The 21,877-nt window shown below is 71.9% G+C and carries 23 protein-coding genes and 1 pseudogene; 16 read left to right on the forward strand and 8 right to left on the reverse strand.

The annotated features are described in order from the left end of the window. Positions 1-5 precede the first annotated feature (5 nt). Together VMF51_RS17910 and VMF51_RS17915 are read left to right on the forward strand one after the other, a co-directional pair. Complete coding sequence (locus VMF51_RS17910) at positions 6-944, forward strand: iron-containing redox enzyme family protein (RefSeq protein ID WP_325475820.1); 939 nt, start codon at positions 6-8, stop codon at positions 942-944. Next, on the forward strand, positions 941-1,156 hold the full coding sequence (locus VMF51_RS17915; RefSeq protein WP_325475821.1) for a CDGSH iron-sulfur domain-containing protein: 216 nt from the start codon (positions 941-943) through the stop codon (positions 1,154-1,156). The genes VMF51_RS17910 and VMF51_RS17915 overlap by 4 nt, the downstream gene beginning before the upstream one ends. Here VMF51_RS17915 and VMF51_RS17920 read toward each other — a convergent pair. Genes VMF51_RS17920 through VMF51_RS17935 form a run of 4 tightly spaced genes read right to left on the reverse strand, consistent with a single transcriptional unit; the run spans position 1,143 to position 3,002 of the window. Then, positions 1,143-1,757, reverse strand: coding sequence for a class I SAM-dependent methyltransferase (locus VMF51_RS17920; protein ID WP_325475822.1), 615 nt, complete (start codon positions 1,755-1,757; stop codon positions 1,143-1,145). The two genes, VMF51_RS17915 and VMF51_RS17920, sit on opposite strands and share 14 nt — an antisense overlap. Then, positions 1,754-2,188 carry an SRPBCC domain-containing protein gene (locus VMF51_RS17925; protein WP_325475823.1) on the reverse strand — a complete coding sequence of 145 codons (435 nt, stop codon included), beginning with the start codon at positions 2,186-2,188 and terminating at the stop codon, positions 1,754-1,756. Before VMF51_RS17925 ends, VMF51_RS17920 begins: the two co-directional genes overlap by 4 nt. Then, positions 2,185-2,334 (reverse strand): hypothetical protein, encoded by a 150-nt coding sequence (locus tag VMF51_RS17930; protein WP_325475824.1) that lies wholly within the window; start codon positions 2,332-2,334, stop codon positions 2,185-2,187. The genes VMF51_RS17925 and VMF51_RS17930 overlap by 4 nt, the downstream gene beginning before the upstream one ends. 50 nt (positions 2,335-2,384) lie before the next feature. Beyond that, the gene (locus tag VMF51_RS17935) at positions 2,385-3,002 is read right to left on the reverse strand and encodes a response regulator transcription factor (RefSeq protein WP_325475825.1); all 618 of its coding nucleotides are present in this window, start codon (positions 3,000-3,002) and stop codon (positions 2,385-2,387) included. A 257-nt stretch (positions 3,003-3,259) separates the two neighbouring features. Here VMF51_RS17935 and leuA point away from each other — a divergent pair, with 257 nt between their 5' ends. The 4 genes from leuA to VMF51_RS17955 all read left to right on the forward strand — a co-directional run bounded on the left by leuA (position 3,260) and on the right by VMF51_RS17955 (position 8,368). After that, complete coding sequence (gene leuA, locus VMF51_RS17940; protein WP_325475826.1) at positions 3,260-4,969, forward strand: 2-isopropylmalate synthase; 1,710 nt, start codon at positions 3,260-3,262, stop codon at positions 4,967-4,969. A 136-nt stretch (positions 4,970-5,105) separates the two neighbouring features. Further along, the gene (recO, locus tag VMF51_RS17945; RefSeq protein WP_325475827.1) at positions 5,106-5,834 is read left to right on the forward strand and encodes a DNA repair protein RecO; all 729 of its coding nucleotides are present in this window, start codon (positions 5,106-5,108) and stop codon (positions 5,832-5,834) included. 60 nt (positions 5,835-5,894) lie between these two features. Continuing rightward, positions 5,895-7,547, forward strand: a complete 1,653-nt coding sequence (locus tag VMF51_RS17950) for a sensor histidine kinase (RefSeq protein ID WP_325475828.1) — start codon at positions 5,895-5,897, stop codon at positions 7,545-7,547. A gap of 41 nt (positions 7,548-7,588) precedes the next feature. After that, a complete protein-coding gene (locus VMF51_RS17955; RefSeq protein ID WP_325475829.1) occupies positions 7,589-8,368 on the forward strand; it encodes an isoprenyl transferase in 780 nt (259 codons plus the stop codon). 11 nt (positions 8,369-8,379) lie between these two features. On the opposite strand, the gene VMF51_RS17960 is transcribed toward VMF51_RS17955, so the two are convergent. From VMF51_RS17960 to VMF51_RS17975, 4 genes are read right to left on the reverse strand one after another with little or no spacing between them, the layout of a single operon-like run. Further along, positions 8,380-8,781 carry a Fur family transcriptional regulator gene (locus tag VMF51_RS17960; RefSeq protein WP_325475830.1) on the reverse strand — a complete coding sequence of 134 codons (402 nt, stop codon included), beginning with the start codon at positions 8,779-8,781 and terminating at the stop codon, positions 8,380-8,382. Then, positions 8,768-9,772, reverse strand: a complete 1,005-nt coding sequence (locus VMF51_RS17965) for a metal ABC transporter permease (RefSeq protein ID WP_325475831.1) — start codon at positions 9,770-9,772, stop codon at positions 8,768-8,770. The genes VMF51_RS17960 and VMF51_RS17965 overlap by 14 nt, the downstream gene beginning before the upstream one ends. After that, complete coding sequence (locus VMF51_RS17970) at positions 9,769-10,572, reverse strand: metal ABC transporter ATP-binding protein (protein WP_325475832.1); 804 nt, start codon at positions 10,570-10,572, stop codon at positions 9,769-9,771. The genes VMF51_RS17965 and VMF51_RS17970 overlap by 4 nt, the downstream gene beginning before the upstream one ends. Further along, complete coding sequence (locus tag VMF51_RS17975; RefSeq protein WP_325475833.1) at positions 10,569-11,570, reverse strand: metal ABC transporter substrate-binding protein; 1,002 nt, start codon at positions 11,568-11,570, stop codon at positions 10,569-10,571. The genes VMF51_RS17970 and VMF51_RS17975 overlap by 4 nt, the downstream gene beginning before the upstream one ends. Positions 11,571-11,640: 70 nt before the next feature. Here VMF51_RS17975 and VMF51_RS17980 point away from each other — a divergent pair, with 70 nt between their 5' ends. From VMF51_RS17980 to VMF51_RS18020, 10 genes and pseudogenes are all read left to right on the forward strand, one after another. Next, positions 11,641-11,961: an antibiotic biosynthesis monooxygenase family protein gene (locus tag VMF51_RS17980; protein WP_325475834.1), complete on the forward strand. Its 321-nt coding sequence runs from the start codon at positions 11,641-11,643 to the stop codon at positions 11,959-11,961. Positions 11,962-12,024: 63 nt separating this feature from the next. Then, positions 12,025-13,422, forward strand: a complete 1,398-nt coding sequence (locus tag VMF51_RS17985) for a glycine--tRNA ligase (protein ID WP_325475835.1) — start codon at positions 12,025-12,027, stop codon at positions 13,420-13,422. Positions 13,423-13,445: 23 nt separating this feature from the next. Continuing rightward, complete coding sequence (locus VMF51_RS17990; RefSeq protein ID WP_325475836.1) at positions 13,446-14,081, forward strand: hypothetical protein; 636 nt, start codon at positions 13,446-13,448, stop codon at positions 14,079-14,081. A 51-nt stretch (positions 14,082-14,132) separates the two neighbouring features. Continuing rightward, positions 14,133-15,269, forward strand: coding sequence for a tRNA dihydrouridine synthase DusB (gene dusB, locus VMF51_RS17995; protein WP_325475837.1), 1,137 nt, complete (start codon positions 14,133-14,135; stop codon positions 15,267-15,269). A 224-nt stretch (positions 15,270-15,493) separates the two neighbouring features. Then, the gene (locus tag VMF51_RS18000; protein WP_325475838.1) at positions 15,494-16,267 is read left to right on the forward strand and encodes a hypothetical protein; all 774 of its coding nucleotides are present in this window, start codon (positions 15,494-15,496) and stop codon (positions 16,265-16,267) included. A gap of 49 nt (positions 16,268-16,316) precedes the next feature. Further along, positions 16,317-17,567: a deoxyguanosinetriphosphate triphosphohydrolase gene (locus VMF51_RS18005; protein WP_325475839.1), complete on the forward strand. Its 1,251-nt coding sequence runs from the start codon at positions 16,317-16,319 to the stop codon at positions 17,565-17,567. Between the two features lie 11 nt (positions 17,568-17,578). Beyond that, on the forward strand, positions 17,579-18,493 hold the full coding sequence (locus VMF51_RS18010) for a 2-hydroxyacid dehydrogenase (RefSeq protein ID WP_325475840.1): 915 nt from the start codon (positions 17,579-17,581) through the stop codon (positions 18,491-18,493). Positions 18,494-18,521: 28 nt separating this feature from the next. Beyond that, positions 18,522-18,707 (forward strand): annotated as a pseudogene (locus VMF51_RS25900) (CHC2 zinc finger domain-containing protein); the annotation flags it as partial. 417 nt (positions 18,708-19,124) lie between these two features. Then, positions 19,125-21,356, forward strand: a complete 2,232-nt coding sequence (dnaG, locus tag VMF51_RS18015; RefSeq protein WP_414689484.1) for a DNA primase — start codon at positions 19,125-19,127, stop codon at positions 21,354-21,356. Continuing rightward, positions 21,353-21,832: a hypothetical protein gene (locus VMF51_RS18020; protein ID WP_325475842.1), complete on the forward strand. Its 480-nt coding sequence runs from the start codon at positions 21,353-21,355 to the stop codon at positions 21,830-21,832. Before dnaG ends, VMF51_RS18020 begins: the two co-directional genes overlap by 4 nt. Positions 21,833-21,877: the final 45 nt, after the last annotated feature.

Below are 21,877 nucleotides of genomic sequence, written 5' to 3' on the forward strand. Positions count from 1 at the left end.
CGCGGGTGCTGACGCCGAAGGCCCGCGGCCCGCTGAGCGCGGCCGTGCTCGACGCGCTCGCGGCGGCGCCCGAGCGGTTGGAGACGCCCTCGCCCGAGTCGCCGGAGGACGCCGCGATCGCGCTCTGGACGCTCTACGAGCTGCACTACCGGGGGTTCGACGGCGTCGACGACGCGCTGGAGTGGCACCCCGGCCTGTTGGGCGTGCGCCGGGACCTCGAGACCGATCTCGAGGACCGGCTGCGGCAGCGCTACGTCCCGCACGCCTGGGAGGGCGACCTCGCCGAGGCGCTGTTCGCCTACGTCGCCGACCACGACGGCCCCTCGCTCGCGCGGCACGTCCACACCACGGCGACCGAGGACCAGGTGCTCGACCTGTTCCGGGTCCGCTCGATCTACCACCTCAAGGAGGCCGACCCGACCTCGTGGGTGATCCCGCGGCTCCCGACCGGGCCGAAGGCCGCGCTGATGGAGCTGCAGTACGACGAGTACGGCGGTGGCGATCCCAACCGGTTGCACAGCCACCTGTGGGCGCTCGGCATGGACGCGCTCGGCCTGCGCGCGGACTACGGCGCCTACATCGACGACGCGCCGCTGGAGGTCCTCGAGCAGAACAACACGATGTCCCTGTTCGGCCTGCACCGCCGCCTGCGGGGCGCGGCCCTCGGACACCTGGCCGCCTTCGAGATGACCAGCTCGATGCCGTCGCGGCGGATGGCCCAGGGACTGGAGCGCCTCGGCCTGGCGCCGGCGATGGTCGAGTACTACACGGAGCACGTCGAGGCGGACGCGGTCCACGAGCAGCTCGCGGCCCGGACGATCTGCGGGGCGCTCGTCGAGGTGGAGCCGGCGTTGGCCGACGACGTCTTCCTCGGGGCCTTCTCGTGCCTCGACCTGGAGGACCGCTTCGCCCACCGCCAGCTCGCGGAGTGGGGAGCGGCATGAGCGAGGCCGAGAGCTACGAGCACCCGGACGTGATCCTCTGCCCGGGCGGGCCGATGCTGCTGCGCGGCGACCACGTCGTGCAGGACGCCGACGGGGTCGCGCACCGCACGACCCGACCGGTCTCGGCCGTGTGCCGGTGCGGGAAGTCGGCGAGCAAGCCCTGGTGCGACGGCACGCACCAGGTGCTGCCGCCGAAGCTCAGGCCCGCCTGAGCCGGGCCACGACCCCGCCGTCGTGCTCGCGGACCTCGGCGAGCCGGAGGTCGTACGACGCGAGCCCGTCGCCGACCTGCCGCGCCTGGGTCGCGGTGCCGAGCTGGAGGAGGGCGGACCCGCCGTCGACGAGGTGCTCCGACGCGGCGGCGACGCAGTGCCAGGCGACCTCCAGGCCGTCGTCCCCGCCGTCGATGGCGAGCAGAGGATCTTCCGGGAAGGTGCCGGTCTCCGCGCGGCGTACCCACGGCGGGTCGGCGATCACCAGCGCGAACCGCTCCTGGGGGCGGAGCACGTCGCCGATGGCGCCCTCGCGGACCTCGACGAGCTCCGCGACGCCGGCGGCGGCCGCGTTGTGACGGGTGAGCTCGCAGGCGGCGGGGTTCAGGTCGACGCAGACCAGGCGACGGGGCTCCTGCGCGATCGCGAGCAGCCCGATCTGACCCGCGCCGCAGCAGAGCTCGAGCACCGGCCCCTCCGGGGCGCTGCGTAGCAGCTCGGCGCCCCAGTCCGACTGGGCAGCGGTCCACGGACGGGGTCGCAGGACGCGGTCGTCGTACCTGATCCGCAGGGTCCCGAACTCGATCGTGGCGGCGCTCACCGGCGCCGCTCCGCCAGGTAGGCGAGGCGACGCAGCGTCTCGACGTTGCGCCAGCCGAGGGGGACGTCGCGCAGCGGCTTCGGCACCAGCCGTGCCGGGCCGGCGACCGCGTCCTCCTCGATGACGACCTCGGTCTCGGTGCCCGCCGGCTCCAGACGGATCGTCACCTCGGCCGACCCGCCCGGCCAGGCGCGGGCACGCAGCCGGAGCAGCGAGCCGGGGACGCACTCGAGGACCTCCGTGGTGTCGTCGATCAGCATCGGCCAGGTGCCCACGGAGTGGTGCAACTGCGCACCGACCTCGGGCCAGTGGTCGTCGACCTCGCGAATCCGGGAGGCGCCGACCACCCAGAGCGGGTAGAGCCAGCCGTCGGCCAGGACCGCCCACACGTCGTCGGGCGTGGCGTGCAGCAGGCGGGTGTTGCGGCTCATCGGACCGAGGCCAGGCTGTCGGCGGGCTGCTGGTTGACGTTGTCGGTGTCGTCGCCCTCGAGCACTCCGATCAGGATCAGCACCAGGCCGATGACGATGAACACGGCGATGGCCCAGAAGGCCAGGGCACGGTTGGAGAGCTTCATACCGACCGGGTACCCGACCCGCCGACCGGCACGCCGCCCGTCGGGGTGGGTCAGTGGGAGAAGCCCTGGCGGTGCGCCCAGGCGACGGCCTGGGTGCGCCGCGAGACGCCCGTCTTGGAGTAGATCTGCCGGATGTAGGTCTTCACCGAGTTGACGCTGACGTACAGCTCCGCGGCGATCTCGAGGTTGCTCATGCCGCGGCAGATGAGATGGAGGACGTCGGACTCGCGCTGGCTCAGCAGCGGGAACAGGTCGATCATGTCGCGGGGCACGCCGTCGACCTTCTCGCCCCGGTGGGCGGCCTCGACGGCCGCAAGCAGCTCACGCGTCGTCGACGACTTCGGCACGATGCCGAGGGCGCCGGCCTCCATCACCTCGCTGAGACCCGAGGCCCGGGTGTTCCAGGTGTAGACGAGCACCCGCGCCGTGCCCAGGCCCGAGACCTGCTCGACGTGGTCGCGGGCGGTCCGCTCGCGCATGAGCGGGTCGCAGAGCACGACGTCGAGATCGTCGGTGGAGGTCGTGGAGCCGTCCAGGACGGCCAGCTCCACACGGTCGCGATGGGGTCCCAGCATGCCGGCCAGGCCGGTGGCGACGAGCTCGGGCTCGTCCAGCACGCCGAGTCGCACCGGGGTCGGCGCGGCGCGCCGATCGGTGGTCGACGTCATGGCCATGAACCTAATGTGGCGCGGCTTCCGGACCCGTCCGAGAAGCCTCACCCTTAGGGATGATTTTGGCTGAGACCGCTCTGACCTGCTCGTTTCCCGGGGCTCCGGGTCGCCTGGCCAGGGGGTGCGCTACCCTGGCGTGGTCATGACGCGACTGCTCCTCCTTCGCTGCCGCAGCGAGGCCTGACCGCCGGCCTCCTCGCTGCGGGTGAGTGCTGCGCGACCGGCGCCCCAGCAACCAGCGAACCGAGGACCCCATGACCATCCCCGCGCAGAAGACCGGCGGCATGCCGCACGAGCGCTACCGCCCGTTCCCCCCGATCGACCTGCCCGACCGCACCTGGCCGTCGAAGACGATCACCGAGGCGCCGCGGTGGCTCTCCACCGACCTCCGCGACGGCAACCAGGCGCTGATCGACCCGATGAGCCCCGCGCGCAAGATGAAGATGTTCGAGCTGCTCGTGAAGATGGGCTACAAGGAGATCGAGGTCGGCTTCCCGTCTGCCTCGGAGACCGACTTCTCCTTCGTGCGCCAGCTGATCGAGGGTGACCACATCCCCGACGACGTCACCATCTCCGTGCTGACCCAGGCCCGCGAGGACCTGATCGAGCGCAGCGTGCAGTCGCTGGTCGGCGTACCCCGGGCGAACATCCACCTCTACAACGCCGTCGCCCCGCTGTTCCGTCGCGTCGTGTTCCGCGCGAGCAAGGACGAGATCAAGGACATCGCCGTCCGCGGCACCGAGCTGGTCATGAAGAACGTCGAGAACTATCTCGACACCACCGTGATCGGCTACGAGTACAGCCCCGAGATCTTCACCTCGACCGAGCTGCCCTTCTCGCTCGAGGTCTGCGAGGCCGTCTCCGACGTCTGGCAGCCGGAGGACGGCCGCGAGATCATCCTCAACCTGCCGGCGACCGTCGAGTCCGCCACCCCCAACGTGTACGCCGACCAGATCGAGTGGTTCTCCCGGCAACTGACCCGGCGCGAGAACACCGTCATCTCGCTGCACCCCCACAACGACCGGGGTACGGCGGTCGCCGCGACCGAGCTCGCGATGATGGCCGGGGCCGACCGCGTCGAGGGCTGCCTGTTCGGCCACGGCGAGCGCACCGGCAACGTGTGCCTGGTGACCCTCGGCATGAACCTGTTCAGCCAGGGCATCGACCCGATGATCGACTTCGGCGACATCGACGAGATCCGTCGTACCGTCGAGTACTGCACGCAGCTGCCGGTCCACCCGCGCCACCCCTACGCGGGCGACCTGGTCTACACGGCGTTCTCCGGCTCCCATCAGGACGCGATCAAGAAGGGCCTGGAGGACCTCGAGGTCCGCGCCGCCGAGCAGGGCATCCCCGTCGGCGAGATCGCCTGGGAGGCGCCGTACCTCCCCATCGACCCGAAGGACGTCGGCCGCACCTACGAGGCCGTGATCCGGGTCAACAGCCAGTCCGGCAAGGGCGGGGTCGCCTACGTGCTGAAGGCCGAGCACAACCTCGACCTGCCGCGCCGGGCCCAGATCGAGTTCAGCCGGGTCATCCAGCAGCACACCGACGCCGAGGGCGGCGAGGTCACGCCGGAGGACATCTGGGGGATCTTCCGGGGCGAGTACCTGGACCGCGAGGTGCCGCTGAAGCTCAACTCCGTGCACACGTCGTCGGCCGCGGGGGAGAAGGACGCGCTCACCGTCAACGTCTACGTGGACGGCGAGATCCGCACCCTCGAGGGCACCGGCAACGGGCCGATCGCGGCGTTCGTCAACGCGATCAACGAGCTGCCCAACGAGTTCGACGTGCGGGTGCTCGACTATGCCGAGCACGCCCTGTCCTCCGGCGGCGACGCCCTCGCGGCGGCGTACGTCGAGTGCGCCGTCGGTGACGAGATCCTGTGGGGTGTCGGCGTCGACGCGAACATCGTGACCGCCTCCCTGAAGGCCGTCATCAGCGCCGTCAACCGCCGCGCCTGACCCCGCGCCGAGTCGGCAGTAGTTGCGCCTCGAGTCGGCAGTAGTTACTGCCGACTCGACGCGCAACTACTGCCGACTCGGCCGTTTCACGGGGCGTCGCCGCGGCGGCACGGGCTGAGCGACGCAGAATAGGGAGGTGCCTCTCTATCGCGACGAGGCGATCGTGCTGCGCACCCACAAGCTGGGGGAGGCCGACCGCATCATCACCCTGCTGACCCGCCACCGTGGTCGGGTCCGCGCCGTCGCCAAGGGAGTACGCCGCACCACGTCCCGGTTCGGCTCGCGCCTCGAGCCGTTCACCCACGTCGACCTCCAGCTCGCGGAGGGCCGCAACCTGGACACGGTGACGCAGGCGGAGACGCTGACCCTCTTCCACGCCGGGCTCGGGCTCGACTACGACCGCTACACGGCCGGCACGGTGATGCTCGAGACGGCGGAGCGGCTGGTCTCGGAGGAGAAGGAACCGGCGCTGCAGCAGTTCCTGCTCCTCGTCGGCGGACTGCGGGTGCTGGCCTCGGGGGAGCGCGGACCCAGCCAGGTGCTCGACTCCTACCTGCTCCGCTCGCTCGCCGTCGCGGGCTACGCGCCGTCGTTCCACCACTGCGCCCGGTGCGGCCTCGAGGGCGAGCACCGCTGGTTCAACCACTCGATGGGCGGGGTGCTGTGCACCACCTGCCGGGTGCCCGGATCGGCGAGCCCCGCGCCCGAGACGCTGCACCTGATGGGGGCGCTGCTCGCCGGCGACTGGCCGACGGTCGAGCTGGCCGAGGCCCGGCACCTGAAGGAGGCCAGCGGCGTGGTGGCGGCGTACCTCGCCTGGCACCTGGAGCGGAGCCTGCGCTCGCTGGAGTACGTCGAGCGCTGAGCACCGCGCTCAGGTCGGTCCCTCTCCTGCCGATGGGTTCGCGAGGAGAGGAGGTCCGTCATGCGCGTCGGTGCTCGGCGACTCCGATGGGTGGTCGCCCACCTGTTCTGGAACGACGGCGAGCCCGATCCACGGGTCCTCCAGCTCGGCTTCACCCTCGCCCTGGTCGGCCTGATGCTGCTGCGTGCCGCGGGCGGTCGGCTGCCCGCCCTGATCTCCTGGCCGTCGGCGGGACTGCTGGTCTCGGTGGTCGGCGGCGTCGTCGTCCTCGCCGTCTCCCGGGAGCGGGTCCCGCTGGTCTCCCGCGCCATGGCGGTGGTGCACATCGCCGTGCTCGGCATGTTCGCGGCCGGCTCCGACCTCGGGGGCTCGTCCCCGTTGCTGCTGCTGCCGGTCCTGTGGCTCGGCATCGACCTCGGGCTGCGCGGGGCCGCCATCGCGGTCGTGGCGGTCCTGGCGTGCATCACCCTGCCGGGCCTCGCCGCGCACGGCGCCGATGCGGCGACCCTCGAGCGGCTGCTGGTCCTGCCGGTCGTGGCGGGGATCGGAGGGGTGGCGATCGCCGCGGGGCTGACGGCCGCGCGCCGGGCACAGGAACGGGCGGAGACCCGGGAGCGGGAGCTCGAGGCCGCGCTCGCGATCATCGAGCGGAACCGGCGCTCGGCGCACGCGATCTTCGAGGCCGTGGACGTCGGTCTCGCCCTGCTCGACCGCGACGGCCGGCCGACGCTGATGAACCAGCGGCTGGCGGAGCTCTCCGAGCTCGCCTACCCGGGCGGTGACGTCTCCCGGGCGCAGGTCTTCGACGAGTCGGGGAAGCAGCAGGTCCCGATCGAGCGGGTGCCGACGGTCCGCGCCCAACAGGGCGAGGAGTTCGACGACGTGCGGGTCTGGATCGGGGCCGAGCAGAAGACGCGCCGCGCGATGTCCATCTCGGCCCGGCGGGTGGAGGACCCGGACGGCGACCTGATGGGCGCGGCGGTGTCGTACACCGACGTCACGGACCTGATGCGTGCCCTGCAGGTCAAGGACGAGTTCATCGCCCTGGTCTCGCACGAGCTGCGGACGCCGCTCACCTCGATCGTGGGGTACGTCGCCATCGCGCTCGACGAGGAGGACCTCGAGCCGATGCTGCGACGGCAGCTGGAGGTGGTGGCCCGCAACGCCCGGCGTCTCGAGCGGCTGGTGGGCGACCTGCTCGACGAGGTGCAGCACAGCGGGCGCCCACCGTCGTTGCGGGAGCAGTCCGCGGACCTGGCCACGATCGCACGGGAGAGCGTCGCCGCCGCCCGCCCTCATGCCGAGGCGAACGAGGTCGAGCTGGTGGCGGAGATCGCGGAGTCGATCGCACTCACCGGCGACGGCCAGCGGCTGGCCCAGGTGGTCGACAACCTGGTCTCCAACGCGATCAAGTACACGCCCTCCGGAGGCAGGGCGACGGTGCGGGCGAGCATCGAGCACGGGCGCGCCGTACTCCGGGTCAGCGACACGGGCATCGGGATCGACCTCGAGGACCAGGACCGGCTCTTCGCGCGGTTCTTCCGGACCCGCGAGGCCACGCTGCGCGCCATCCCGGGCGTCGGACTCGGCCTGTCGATCAGCAAGACGATCGTGGACGGTCACGGCGGCGTGATCGAGGTCGACAGCGAGGTGGGGCGCGGCAGCGAGTTCCGCGTGAAGCTGCCGCTGGACCTCGCCGAGGTCACCTCCTGAGGCCGGTCCCGACGCCGCGAGGACGGCACTAGGCTCGTCCCGTGAAGCGTCGCGTCCGTCCCCCCACTCCGCACCCGTCGGGCGCCACGCCCCCCGCGATCCCGGCCGAGTTGGTGCCGCGGCACGTCGCCATCGTCATGGACGGCAACGGCCGGTGGGCCAAGGAGCGGGGACTGCCGCGAACCAAGGGCCACGAGCAGGGGGAGAGCTCGCTCTTCGACGTGGTCGAGGGTGCCATCGAGATCGGCGTGAGGGCCGTCTCGGCGTACGCCTTCTCTACCGAGAACTGGAGCCGCTCGCCCGACGAGGTCCGCTTCCTGATGGGCTTCAACCGCGACGTCATCCGGCGCCGGCGCGACGAGATGCACGAGCTCGGCGTCCGGGTCCGCTGGGCCGGGCGGGCGCCGCGGCTGTGGAAGTCGGTGGTCAAGGAGCTCCAGGTCGCGGAGGAGCTCACCCGCGACAACGACGTCTGCACCCTCACGATGTGCGTCAACTACGGCGGCCGCGCCGAGCTCGCCGACACCGCGCGCAGCATCGCGCGCGAGGTCGCCGCGGGGCGGCTGAACCCCGAGAAGATCGACGAGAAGGTCTTCGCGCGCCACCTCTACGTGCCCGAGCAGTCCGACGCCGACCTGGTGTGGCGCACCTCGGGGGAGCAGCGACTGTCGAACTTCATGCTCTGGCAGGCGGCGTACAGCGAGTTCGTCTACTCCGACGTGCTCTGGCCCGACGTCGACCGTCGGCACCTGTGGGCGGCGATCGAGGAGTACGCCCGGCGCGACCGGAGGTACGGCGGCGCGCTGCCGAACCGGGTCTGAGGGCGGCAGACCTAGGCGCAGCTCGGGCAGGTCCCGAAGATCTCCAGGGTGTGGCTCACCTCGCCGAAGCCGTGCTCGGAGGCCATGGTCCGGGTCCACCGCTCGACCGCCGGCCCCTCGACCTCGACGGTCCGGCCACAGGAGCGGCACACCAGGTGGTGGTGGTGCGTGCCGGAGCAGCGGCGGTAGACGGCCTCCCCGTCCTCGCTGCGCAGCATGTCGACCTCACCGGCGTCGGCCAGCCGCTGCAGGGTGCGGTAGACGGTCGCGAGGCCGACGTGCTCCCCGCGGGTGCCCAGCAGCTCGTGGATCTCCTGCGCCGAGCGGAAGTCCGCGAAGGACGCCATCGCCTCGACGACCGCGATCCGCTGCCGCGTGGGCCGCAGGGGGCCGGTCGCCTCAGTGCTCGTCATAGTGCCTCCCGTGGACCGCGTGCCGGTGACCGTCGTGGACGTAGTCGACGTGGTCGCCGTGCGGAACGGCCACGTGACCGCAGTCCGGGCCGTGCTGGTGGTCGTGCTCGCCGCAGACCTCGTGGGCCTCCGGCTCGCCGGCGGGGAACGGCGTCCGCATCCGCGCGCGCCGCCGGTAGACCATGCCGACCGGCCAGGTCGCGACGAAGCACGCGAGCGCCAGCAGCACGATCGTCGCGCCCGGGGCCACGGTGAGGTCCCGGTTCACCGAGAGGTACGCCGACACCAGCAGGCCGCCGACTCCCGACCCGGCACCGACCACCACCGCGCCGACGATCGTCGCGCGGAACGAGCGCGCCAGCTGCTGGGACGCGGCCACCGGCACGATCATCAGCGCCGAGACCAGCAGCAGCCCGACCGTGCGCATCGCGATCGTGACCGTCACCGCGGCCAGCACGGCGACGAGCAGGTTGTACGCCCGGACGTTGAGCCCGGCGACCCGGGCGAAGTCCTGGTCCTGGGCGACGGTGAACAGCTGGGGGAGCAGGCCGAGGCCGAGCAGCAGGATGACCAGGGCCAGGCCGAGGGTGAACCAGATGTCGGTCAGCGAGATCGAGGTGATGGAGCCGAACAGGTAGCTCTGCAGGGTGGCGGCGGTGTTCCCGGCCAGCCCGGTGATCATCACCCCGCCCGCGAGCCCGCCGTAGAACAGCAGGGCCAGGGCGAGGTCGCCGCTGGTGTGACCGCGCTCGCGGATCACCTCGATCGCGACCGCGCCCAGGATCGCGACGACGACGGCGGTCCAGGTCGGCGCGATGCCGGTGAGCAGGCCGAGGGCCACACCGGTGACGGCCACGTGGCCGAGCCCGTCGCCGAGCAGGGCCAGCCGGCGCTGGACGAGGTAGGTGCCGATGACGGGTGCGGCGAGGCCGGTCACGAACGCGGCCAGCAGTGCCCGCTGCATGAAGGGGTAGCCGAGGAGCTCGATCACCAGGTCACGTCCTCGGTGTGCGGGTCGGGCGTGCGGTCCAGGGGAGCGACCACCCCGGGATGGTGGTCGTGCCGACCGTGCGGCGGGTGGTGGTGGCCGTGGGCGTCGTCGACGGCGAGCGGCGGGCCGTCGTACACGAGCCGGCCGTCGCGGAGCACCACGGTGCGGTCGACCAGCGGGGCGAGCGGGCCGAGCTCGTGGGTCACCAGGACGATCGTGCTGCCCGAGCGGGACAGTGCGGCCAGGGCCTCGGCGAGCGCGTGCTGGTTCGGGAGGTCGACGCCGGCGGTCGGCTCGTCGAGGAAGAACAGGTCCGGCTCGCCGGCCAGCGCGCGGGCGATCAGCACCCGCTGCTGCTGGCCGCCGGAGAGCGTCGCGACGCTGTCGCGGGCGCGGGAGGCGAGACCGACGAGGTCGAGCGCCGCGGCGACCGCGGCCCGGTCGGCCCGGCTCGGCGGCCGCAGCAGCCGGCGTCGGGTCAGTCGCCCCGAGGCCACCACCTCGGAGACGGAGGCGGGGACGCCGCTGGCAGCGCTGCTGCGCTGGGGCACGAACCCGAGGCGGTGCCAGTCCCGGAAGGACTCGAACGGGGTGCCGAAGAGGGTCAGCGTGCCGCGCGACAGCGGGCGCAGGCCGGTGAGCGCCCGCACCAGCGTGGACTTGCCGGACCCGTTGGGACCGAGCAGCGTCACGAACTCGCCGGAGCGCACCGTGAGGTCGATCTGGCGCAGCACCGGTCGGCCCGCGATGGCGACGGCGCCGTCGGCGAGCTCGATCACGGGCGGGGGTGCTCCGGTCAACAGCGGTTCGCCTGCTCGAGCTTCGCGAGGTTCTGGCGCATGAGAGAAAGGTAGTCCTCGTCCGCGGTCTCGTCGGTGAGTCCCTCGACGGTGTCCAGCACCTCGGTGCGGACCCCGACGTCGGAGGCGAGCGTCTCGGCGGCCTTGGGGCTGACCAGGCTCTCGGAGAACACGGTCGTGATGTCGTCGCTCTTGATCAGGTCCTGCAGGTCGGCGAGGGCCGCGGGGGTCGGCTCGGCGTCGGGGGAGATGCCGGTGATCGACTCCAGGTGCAGGCCGTACTTCTCCAGGTAGCCGAACGCGTCGTGGTTGGTGACGACCGTGCTCGTCGCGCACTGGGCGAGACCGGCGGCGTACTCGGCGTCGAGCTCCTCGAGGTCGGCGCGCAGGTCGGCGGCGTTGGCCGCGAAGTCCTCGGCGCCGTCGGGGTCGAGGTCGGCGAGCCGGTCGGCGATCGCGTCACCGAGGTCGGCCATCCGGAGCGGGTCCTGCCAGAAGTGCGGGTCGTTCTCGCCGTGGTCGTGGCCCTCGTGCCCCTCCTCGTTGGCGTGCTCCTCCTCGGCGTGACCTTCGTCGTGGCCCTCCTCGCCGGCGTGGTCGTGGTCCGCGTGCTCCTCGTGGTCGTGTCCGTCCTCGAAGGGGAGCAGTTCGACCACGCTGGCGACGTCGAGCACGTCGCCCTTGGCGACCTCCTCGGCGGCCTCCTGGACGCTGGGCTGCAGGGAGTCGACGTACACCAGCAGGGCGGAGTCGGCGACGATCGCCGTCTCGCGCACGTCGAGGGTCAGGTCGTGCGGCTCGCCGCCCGGGGTGGTGAGGTTCTCGACGTCGAAGGCGTCGCCGGCGACGCGCGAGGCGACGTACTCCAGCGGGTAGAGGCCGACCGCCACCGTCTTCGAGTCCTCGGCGCCCTCGCTGCTGTCGGTCAGCGCTCCGCACCCGGCGAGGAACAGGGTGCAGGCGACGGCGGTGACGGGGACGAGGAGACGGGAACGCATGAGAACGATTCTCACCCTCAATGAGAATCGTTGTCAATTCGGGCGGATCCGTGGCCGCTAGGCTGGCGTCGTGCTGGTGGTCAACAGGTTCCGCGTCCCCGAGAGCGAGGCGACGACCTTCCGGGTCGACGTCGAGACCGCGCGGGCGGCGCTCGCGGATCGCCCGGGCTACGTCTCCGGCACGATCGGCCGGAACCTCGACGACCCGGAGCTGTGGGTGCTCACGACCACCTGGGTGCACGTCGGCGCCTACCGCCGCGCGTTGTCGTCGTACGACGTGAAGCTGTACGCCGTCCCCCTGCTCGGCCGGGCCCTCGACGAGCCGAGCGCGTACGAGCCCGTCGAGCCCGGGACCGATCTCAATGTCTCGGCGGCCCGGTCGCTAGGCTGACGCCCTTCCCTGACAGCAGGCCGGCAGCCAGCCGACCGACCACCCGCACAGGAGCTGAACCCCGTGGCCAAGTCGCCCGCAACCACCGTCGACCACGTCGTGTCCCTCGCGAAGCGGCGAGGTTTCGTCTTCCCCTGCGGCGAGATCTACGGAGGCACCCGCTCGGCCTGGGACTACGGCCCGCTCGGCGTGGAGCTGAAGGAGAACATCAAGCGCCAGTGGTGGCGCTCGATGGTCCAGAGCCGCGACGACGTCGTCGGCCTCGACTCCAGCATCATCCTGCCGCGCCAGGTCTGGGAGGCCAGCGGCCACGTCGACACCTTCACCGACCCGCTGACCGAGTGCCAGTCCTGCCACAAGCGCTTCCGCGCCGACCACCTGCAGGAGGCGGTCGCGGAGAAGAAGGGGCTCGACGACCCCGACTCGGTCGACATGACGACCGTCGCGTGCCCCAACTGCGGCACCCGCGGCGCCTGGACCGAGCCGCGGCAGTTCTCCGGGCTGCTGAAGACCTACCTCGGCGTGATCGAGGACGAGTCCGGCCTGCACTACCTGCGCCCCGAGACCGCGCAGGGCATCTTCGTGAACTTCGCCAACGTCGTGACCAGCTCGCGGCAGAAGCCGCCGTTCGGCATCGCCCAGATCGGCAAGAGCTTCCGCAACGAGATCACGCCCGGCAACTTCATCTTCCGCACCCGCGAGTTCGAGCAGATGGAGATGGAGTTCTTCGTCAAGCCGGGTGAGGACGAGGAGTGGCACCAGTACTGGATCGACACCCGCACGCAGTGGTACGTCGACCTCGGCATCGACCCCGACAACCTGCGCCACTACGAGCACGCGCAGGAGAAGCTCAGCCACTACTCCAAGCGCACCGTCGACATCGAGTACCGCTTCCGCTTCGCCGGTTCCGAGTGGGGTGAGCTCGAGGGCATCGCCAACCGCACCGACTTCGACCTCTCGACCCACGCGAAGCACTCCGGCCAGGACCTGTCGTACTTCGACCAGGCCAACAACGAGCGCTACACGCCGTACGTCATCGAGCCGGCAGCCGGCCTGTCCCGCAGCCTGATGACCTTCCTGGTCGACGCCTACACCGAGGACGAGGCGCCCAACACCAAGGGCGGCGTCGACAAGCGCACCGTGCTCCGGCTCGACCCGCGCCTGGCGCCGGTCAAGGTCGCCGTGCTGCCGCTCTCGCGCAACGCCGACCTCTCGCCGAAGGCCAAGGCGCTCGCGGCCGAGCTGCGGACGAACTGGAACGTCGACTTCGACGACTCCGGCGCGATCGGCCGCCGCTACCGCCGCCAGGACGAGATCGGTACGCCGTTCTGCGTCACCGTCGACTTCGACACCCTCGAGGACGACGCGGTGACCGTGCGCTCGCGCGACTCGATGGAGCAGGAGCGGATCCCGCTGGCGGGGATCACGCGGTTCTTCGCGGAGCGCCTCGTCGGCTGCTGATCCCGGCGATGCACAATGACCAGATGCTGAAGCGCACCACCGCCGGACTCGTCTCCGCGCTGCTGGGAGCCGTCCTGCTGGCGGGCTGCTCGGACGACTCCGACAGCGGGTCCGCGTCGGAGTCGACGGACGCCTCGACGAGCGCGTCCGCGTCCGTGTCGGACCTCCCGGTCCCCGAGGGCGTCGAGCTGACCCCGCAGGGCACCTCGCTCGCCGTGGGAGACACCGCGACGCTGGCCTGGGAGCCGCGCCAGGACACCGTCGGCGTGATCGACGCGCGGGTGGACCGGATGGAGAAGACGTCGTTCAAGCGGTCCTTCGCCGGGTGGCGGATCGACGAGGCGACCGAGCAGACCCGGCCGTACTTCGTCCGCACCACCATCACCAACCGCGGCGAGACCGACCTCGGCGGCCGCCGGATCCCGCTGTACGCCGTCGACGGCGAGAACCGGCTGGTCGACTACTCCAGCTTCGGCAGCTCCTTCAAGCCGTGCCCGAGCACCGACTTCCCGAAGTCGTTCCCGCCGGGGGCGTCGGGCGAGTTCTGCCTGGTCTACCTGGTGCCGGACCGGGGCGACCTGACCGCGGTCAGCTTCCGACCCACCCAGGACGTCAACCCGATCACCTGGACCGGCGAGCTGACCCGGCCCGCGTCCTGACCTCGTCCGCCTGATTTCGCGGGAGGCCGCCCCCGCCCGGAGAATGGGGGCGTGCCCCTGCTCTCCTCGTTGACCCTCGGGTCGCTCCGCGTCGACACCCCGGTGGTGCTCGCCCCGATGGCGGGCATCACCAACGCGGCGTACCGCCGACTCTGCGCCGAGCAGGGTGCCGGCCTCTACGTCTGCGAGATGATCACCAGCCGCGGCCTCGTCGAGGGCGACCAGCACACCCGCGACATGCTCGTCTTCGACGAGCTGGAGACCGTCCGCTCGGTCCAGCTCTACGGCACCGACCCGGCGTACGTCGGCAAGGCGGCCGAGATCCTCTGCGCCGAGTACGGCGTCGCCCACATCGACCTGAACTTCGGCTGCCCGGTCCCGAAGGTGACCCGCAAGGGCGGCGGCGGGGCGCTCCCGTGGAAGCGCGGGCTGCTCGGCGAGATCCTCGAGCACGCGGTCGCCGCGGCCACGCCGTACGACGTGCCGGTGACGATGAAGACCCGCAAGGGCATCGACGACGACCACCTGACCTACCTCGACGCGGGCCGGATCGCCCAGGAGACCGGTGTCGCGGCGATCGCGTTGCACGGCCGCACGGTCTCGCAGGCCTACTCCGGTGCCGCCGACTGGGACGCGATCGCGGCCCTGGTCGAGCACGTCGACATCCCCGTACTGGGCAACGGTGACATCTGGGAGGCCGCCGACGCGCTCCGGATGGTCGAGGAGACCGGTGCCGCCGGCGTGGTGGTCGGACGCGGTTGCCTCGGACGCCCGTGGCTCTTCCGCGACCTCGCGGCCGCGTTCGCCGGTGCGGAGGTCTCGACGCTGCCCACGCTCGGCGAGGTGGCCGCGATGATGCGCCGGCACGCCGAGCTGCTCTGCCAGCACATGGGGGAGGAGCGGGGCTGCAAGGAGTTCCGCAAGCACGTCTCCTGGTACCTCAAGGGCTTCGCCGCGGGCGGCGAGATGCGCCGCTCGCTCGGCCTCGTCGAGTCGCTCGCGAGCCTCGACGTGCTGCTCGCCGGCCTGGACCCGGACGAGCCGTTCCCGGCCTCCGAGCTGGGCGCGCCGCGCGGCCGGCAGGGCTCGCCGCGCTCGCGGGTGGCGCTCCCCGAGGGCTGGCTCGACGACACCGACGGGACGGGTCGGCACGTGCAGGAGGACGCGGGGGAGACCACCGGCGGCTGAGGTCGCGGTGACTCGGAACACGTACTTCTTTACCGTCCGTTATTGGGACACCTCACCCGGCCTGTGGTTTAGTCGTCAACCGAGCCGGACCCGTCACCTCGGATCTGGCCGTCCCCTGTCAGCAACAGCAAAGGACCGACGCTGTGGCAGAGCATCGCCACAAGCGGGAGACCAATGCCCGCCGAATGCCCCGTGCCGCCGTCATCGCAGGACCCCTCGCCGTCGTGGCGACCGCGTCTGCCGTGACCCTGGGCGTTCTCGCCAGTGACCCCGCCACCCGCGACCTGATCGCCGCCGAGGGAGCAGCAGCCGACGTCGCCGCGGCTCCCGTCCAGCCGCGGCAGCAGGTGATCTCCCGGAGCTCGACCCGGTCGACGATCAAGCCGATGACGAAGATCGAGCGGGTGACCGCCCCGGCCGCCACCCGGCAGGCCGTCCGCAAGGCCGAGACCCGGCTGTGGACGAGCGAGGCGCTCAACCTGTGGAGCGAGCCCGGTGAGGACGCGCGCCAGGTCGGCGAGCTCGAGCCCGGCGAGAAGGTGCTCGTGACCGGCCGTTCGCTGGCCGGCCGCGTCGAGATCGTCGTCGACGGCGCCTCGCGCTGGGTCACCGAGGGCTACCTCACCGAGGAGGAGCCTGTCGTGATCGGGGGCGACTGCACCAACGGCACCTCGGTCGCCTCCGGCGTGAGCCCCAACATCGTGAAGGTCCACGAGGCCGTGTGCGCCGCGTTCCCGGAGATCACGACGTACGGCACCTTCCGCGGCGACGGCGAGCACTCCCAGGGCCTCGCGGTCGACATCATGGTCAGCGGGGAGCGCGGCTGGGAGGTCGCGGAGTTCGTCCGCGAGCACTACGCCGACCTCGGGGTCAACTACCTCATCTACTCGCAGAAGATCTGGTCGGTCGAGCGGTCCGGCGAGGGGTGGCGCGGCATGTCGAACCGTGGCTCCGCCACCGCCAACCACTTCGACCACGTCCACGTCACGACGTACTGACCTCCCGCCGTCTCGGAGGTGGGGGCGGCCCTCAGTAGGGTCGTCCCCGATGGACGCCGTGGACCTGTACGACGACGCCGACCGCGAGCGGCTGGTGGCCGAGCCGCCGAAGCGGGTCGACGCACCCGTGCGCACGTCGTTCGAGCGCGACCGGGCGCGCGTCGTCCACGCGGCGGCGTCGCGGCGGCTGGCGGCCAAGACCCAGGTGGTCGACCCGCAGGCCGACGACTTCGTCCGGAACCGGCTGACCCACAGCCTGGAGGTGGCCCAGGTCGCGCGGGACCTGTCGCGCGCGCTCGGCGGCCAGCCCGACATCGCCGAGACCGCCGCGCTCGCGCACGACCTCGGACACCCGCCGTTCGGACACAACGGCGAGCGGGCGCTGGCGGGGCTCGCCGAGGGGTGCGGCGGATTCGAGGGCAACGCGCAGACGCTGCGGCTGCTGACCCGGCTGGAGGCGAAGACGTTCGACGCCGACGGGCGCTCGGTCGGCCTCAACCTCACGCGCGCGACGCTGGACGCCTGCACGAAGTACCCCTGGGCGCGTGACGAGGCGCCCGGGGCCTCCGGCAAGTTCGGGGTGTACGCCGACGACCTCCCGGTGTTCGGCTGGCTGCGCTCGCCGGCGCCGCCGGGCACCCGGCGCTGCCTGGAGGCCCAGGTGATGGACCTGGCCGACGACGTCGCGTACTCCGTCCACGACGTCGAGGACGGCATCGTGGCGGGCCGCGTCGACCTCACCCGGCTCGACCAGCCGGCGGTCTGGCAGACGGTGCGGGGGTGGTACCTCCCCGACGCCGCCGACGACGAGCTCGACGACGTCCTCGCCGGCCTGCGGACGCAGGGCAGCTGGCCGACCACGTCGTACGACGGCTCGCGGCGGGGGCAGGCCGCGCTGAAGAACCTCACCAGCGACCTGATCGGCCGCTTCTGCGGCGCCGCCCAGCACGCCACCTTCGCCGCGGGCGACGGCCCGTTCATGCGGTACGCCGCCGACCTGGTCGTCCCCGGGCGCACCCGCCTCGAGATCGCCGTGCTCAAGGGGATCGCCGCCCACTACGTCATGCAGGCCGAGGACCGGCTCGCGCTGATGGTGCGCCAGCGCGAGCTGCTGGCGGAGCTGGTCGCGGAGCTGTGCCGGCGCGCGCCCGATGCGCTCCAGCGGCCCTTCGCCGACGACTGGCGAGACGCGTCCGACGACAGCGAGCGGCTGCGCGTGGTGGTCGACCAGGTGGCCTCGCTGACCGACGCGAGCGCCGTGACGTGGCACCGGCGCCTGGTCCGCGAGTCCGCTCGTTAGAGTCGACGCTCGTGAGCGAACCCCTGGTGTGGCTGCCGTTCGACCCCGAGCTCCTCGGCGACCCGCCGAGCGGGCTGCGCTACGAGGTGGTCGACCCGACCGAGAGCGTCCCGGACTCGGTCACCGAGGTCGACTTCTACGTCACGCCGTACCAGATGGGTCCGGCGGTGGGGGACGTGCTGCCGCGGATGACGGGCCTGCAGGTCGTGCAGACGCTGTCCGCGGGCGTCGACAACGTGCGCAGCCGGGTGCCGGCGGGCGTGACCCTCTGCAACGGCCGGGGCATCCACGACACGTCGACGGCCGAGCTGACCCTCGCGCTCACCCTGGCCAGCCTGCGTGGCATCCCCGACTTCGTCCGTGACCAGGGCCGCCACGAGTGGCGCACCGGCTGGCGTCCGGCGCTGGCCGACCGGCGGGTCCTGCTCGTCGGGTACGGCGCCATCGGCGAGGCGATCGAGGCCCGGCTGCTGCCGTTCGAGACCGAGGTGGTCCGGGTCGCGCGCACGGCCCGCGACGGCGTACACCCCATCGAGGACCTGCCGGACCTGCTCCCCGAGGCGGACGTGGTCATCCTCATCGTCCCGCTGACCGAGTCCACCCGGGGCCTGGTCGACCGCGACTTCCTGGCCCGGATGAAGCACGGCGCCCTCCTGGTCAACGTCGCCCGCGGCGCGGTCGTCGTGACCGACGACCTGGTCGCGGCCCTGCACGCCGGCACGGTCACCGCGGCGATCGACGTCGCCGACACCGAGCCGCTGCCGGCGGACAGCCCGCTGTGGGACGCTCCCGGTCTGCTGATCAGCCCGCACGTCGGCGGGGCCAGCAGCGCCATGTGGCCGCGCGCCCACCGGCTTGTCCGCGACCAGCTGCACCGCTTCGCCGCGGGTGAGCCGCTCCACAACGTGATGTCCGGCGAGTACTAGCCCCACCCGACAGCCGTAGGATCGCCACGTGCCGGGCCGGATTCGCGAACAGAGCATCACCGAGGTGCGCGAGAAGGCGCGCATCGACGAGGTCGTGTCGGAGCACGTCTCCCTGCGCCACGCCGGCGGCGGCTCCCAGAAGGGGCTGTGCCCCTTCCACGACGAGAAGTCGCCCTCGTTCAACGTCAACCCGAGCCGGGGTTTCTACCACTGCCTGGCGGGCGAGACCCGCGTCCTGACGTGGGACGGTCCCCGCGAGATCCGTGAGCTCGCGGGCGGGACGCATCGGATCCTGGGTGCACGCGGCGACTGGCTGGACGCGCCGTTCGAGTCCTACGGCGTGCAGCAGCTGCATCGCATCGTGGTGACGCGCAACCGACAGCGCAAGGAGCTGTATGCGACGGACGGCCACCGCTGGTTCGTGCGGTCCGGGGCCGACCGCAAGAAGCGCCGTGAGGTCCTCACGACGGACCTGAAGACCGGGGATCGCCTTGCCGCGACGTTCCCCCGATCCCGCATCCAGCGCACCACCCCGTCGCCCTTCGGGATCGCCCACGGGTTCACCTACGGTGACGGGACGCGCTCCGGCACCGGCAGCATGGCGCTGATCTGCCCGCCGAAGGACCTGGCGATGCTGAAGTGGTTCCCCAACAGCCACACCAGCGCCTCCGGCGACAACCTGCTCGTGCATCACCTGCCGCGGTTCTTCAAGGAGCTGCCGCCTCTCGACGAGTCGGTCTCCTATCTCTACGGCTGGCTGGCGGGCTACTTCGCTGCCGACGGGTGCGTGGCCGCCGACGGCACCGTCATCCTCAACTCTGCCCGCCGCGAGGACCTCGAGTTCGTCCGCACGGTGTGCACCCGCCTGGGCATCGCGACCTACGGGATCACCTCGCAGAGCCGGGTGGGGCTCGGCACCGAGCCCACCGATCTCTTCCGGGTCCATTTCGTGAGCGACGACCTGACCGAGGACTTCTTCCTCCTCGAAACTCACCGAAAGCGCTTCGTCGACGCCGAGAAGAAGTACGCACGACTCGGCTGGGTCGTCCAGTCGGTCGAGGCCACGGATCGTGTCGAGGAGGTCTTCTGCGCGGAGGTCGAGGACGGCCACGCGTTCGTGCTCGAGGACAACATCCTCACCGGCAACTGCTTCGGCTGTGGGGAAGGCGGCGACGTCATCGCCTTCGTCATGAAGATCGACGGGCTCGGCTTCGGCGAGGCGGTCGAGCGTCTCGCCGACAAGTACGGCGTCCAGCTGCAGCGCGAGGACGGCGACGAGCGCGACGACCGGCCCCGCGGACCGCAGCGCGGCAAGCTGATCGAGGCGAACCGGGTCGCCCAGGAGTTCTACGCCGAGCACCTGGCGTCGCCGGACGCGCTGCCGGCCCGGCAGTTCCTCGCCGAGCGGAGCTTCGACCAGTCCCACGCCGAGCAGTTCGGCATCGGCTTCTCCCCGCGCGGCGGCGAGGACCTCTTCCGCCACCTGCGGGCGCGCGGCTTCTCGCAGGACGAGGTCGTGGCGGCGGGACTGGTGCGGATCGGGCGCTCGCCGTACGACTTCTTCCGCGGGCGGCTGATGTGGCCGATCCGCGACGCCAGCGGCGACACCATCGGCTTCGGCGCCCGGCGGATCCTCGAGGACGACCGCATCGAGGCCAAGTACCTCAACACCGGAGAGACGCCCGTCTACAAGAAGAGCCAGGTCCTCTACGGCATCGACCTGGCCCGCAAGGAGATCGCCAAGTCGTCCCAGGCCGTCGTGGTCGAGGGCTACACCGACGTGATGGCCTGTCACCTCGCGGGCGTCGGGACCGCCGTCGCCACCTGCGGCACGGCCTTCGGCGACGAGCACTCCCGGGTGCTGCGCCGCTTCCTGCACGACCACGAGGAGTTCCGCGGCGAGGTCATCTTCGCCTTCGACGGCGACGCCGCGGGTCAGAAGGCGGCGCTGCGCACCTTCGCCGGCGACCAGAACTTCGTCTCCCAGACCTACGTCGCCGTCGAGCCCGACGGCCTCGACCCGTGCGACCTGCGCATCAAGAAGGGCGACGCCGCGGTCCGCGAGCTGGTGGCGCGCCGGGTGCCGCTGTACCGGTTCGTGCTCGGCAACATCGTCGGCAAGTACGACCTCGACCGCGCCGACGGCCGCGTGGACGCGCTGCGCGAGGGCGCCCGGCTGGTCTCCAGCATCCGTGACAGGTCGAAGGTCGACGCCTTCGCCCGCGAGCTCGCCGGGATGGTCGGCGCCGATCCCGACGAGGCGCGCGCCGAGGTACGCCGCGCGGCGAAGCGTCCGCCGCAGCAGTCCCGCACGGACGATCGTCGTGCCCCCCAACCTCCGGCCGAGGAGGCCCCGCCGGCGCCCCGCCGCCAGCTCCCCGACCTGCGCGACCCCCGGTTCGCGCTGGAGCGCGAGACCCTGAAGCTGGTCATCCAGCACCCGATGGTGATCGGGCGCACGACCGGGGACATCGGCGCCAACGACTTCCGGCACCCGACCTACCGCGCGGTCTGGGAGCTGATCGCGGCCGCGGGCGGCCCGGCCGCCGGGTCGGGCGACCCGGCCTGGACCAGCCGGATCATCGAGGGGGCGACCGACCCCGAGGTGTCCCTGGCGATCAGCGCCCTGGCCGTCGAGCCGCTGCTGACCCACAAGGAGCCGGACGCGGCGTACGTCGCCGAGCACGTGTTCAGGCTGCTCGAGCTGACCACCGCCCGCCGGATCGCCGAGATCAAGTCCAAGCTGCAGCGCACCAACCCGGTCGAGCACGCCGAGGAGTTCAACCGGATGTTCGGCGAGCTCGCCGCGCTGGAGGCGCATCGGCGCGCGCTGCGCGACCGGCTGGGCGGTTCGACCACGTGAGGCTGCGCCGTACGACGCCCGCGCTTCCCGTCGCACCGGGGGAGCGGTTGCTGGCCTGGGCGGAGAGCTCCGACGGCACGGTCGGCGGAACCCGCGACGCGCTCTACCTCCCCGACGGGACCCGGCTCCCGTGGGAGGAGGTCGAGGCCGCCGGCTGGGACCGCGACGGGTCCGTGCTGAAGGTCAGCGAGGTCGGCTCGTGGGGCGAGCTGCGCCGCGAGCACCGGCTCGCGATCGAGGAGCCGGGACGGCTGGTGGAGCTGGTGCGCGAGCGGGTGTCCGCGAGCGTCGTCCTCCAGCGCCATGTCCCGGTCGACGGCCGCCGGAGCCTGCGGGTCATCGCCCGCCGTGCGCCCCACGGCGACCGCCCCGTCACCTGGCTCTTCGAGTACGACGAGGGCATCGACCCCGACGACCCGATCGTCCGGACCCTCGCCGAGGACGCCCTGGCCGCCGCGCGCACCGAGGTCGAGTAGACCGGACGGGGCTCGATTTCTGTCGGCCCCGCCCCCTTGCTATGG

It is taken from the genome of Nocardioides sp. (assembly GCF_035503875.1).
Taxonomy (GTDB): domain Bacteria; phylum Actinomycetota; class Actinomycetes; order Propionibacteriales; family Nocardioidaceae; genus Nocardioides.

Coding starts and splice junctions, on each gene's coding strand:
- leuA (WP_325475826.1), top strand. CDS start 3,260: ATGACCATCCCCGCGCAGAAGACCGGCGGCATGCCGCACGAGCGCTAC.
- dnaG (WP_414689484.1), top strand. CDS start 19,125: ATGCTGAAGTGGTTCCCCAACAGCCACACCAGCGCCTCCGGCGACAAC.
- VMF51_RS17960 (WP_325475830.1), bottom strand. CDS start 8,781: ATGACGAGCACTGAGGCGACCGGCCCCCTGCGGCCCACGCGGCAGCGG.
- VMF51_RS17975 (WP_325475833.1), bottom strand. CDS start 11,570: ATGCGTTCCCGTCTCCTCGTCCCCGTCACCGCCGTCGCCTGCACCCTG.
- VMF51_RS17915 (WP_325475821.1), top strand. CDS start 941: ATGAGCGAGGCCGAGAGCTACGAGCACCCGGACGTGATCCTCTGCCCG.
- VMF51_RS17935 (WP_325475825.1), bottom strand. CDS start 3,002: ATGACGTCGACCACCGATCGGCGCGCCGCGCCGACCCCGGTGCGACTC.
- VMF51_RS17950 (WP_325475828.1), top strand. CDS start 5,895: ATGCGCGTCGGTGCTCGGCGACTCCGATGGGTGGTCGCCCACCTGTTC.
- VMF51_RS17925 (WP_325475823.1), bottom strand. CDS start 2,188: ATGAGCCGCAACACCCGCCTGCTGCACGCCACGCCCGACGACGTGTGG.
- VMF51_RS17990 (WP_325475836.1), top strand. CDS start 13,446: ATGCTGAAGCGCACCACCGCCGGACTCGTCTCCGCGCTGCTGGGAGCC.
- VMF51_RS17930 (WP_325475824.1), bottom strand. CDS start 2,334: ATGAAGCTCTCCAACCGTGCCCTGGCCTTCTGGGCCATCGCCGTGTTC.
- VMF51_RS18005 (WP_325475839.1), top strand. CDS start 16,317: ATGGACGCCGTGGACCTGTACGACGACGCCGACCGCGAGCGGCTGGTG.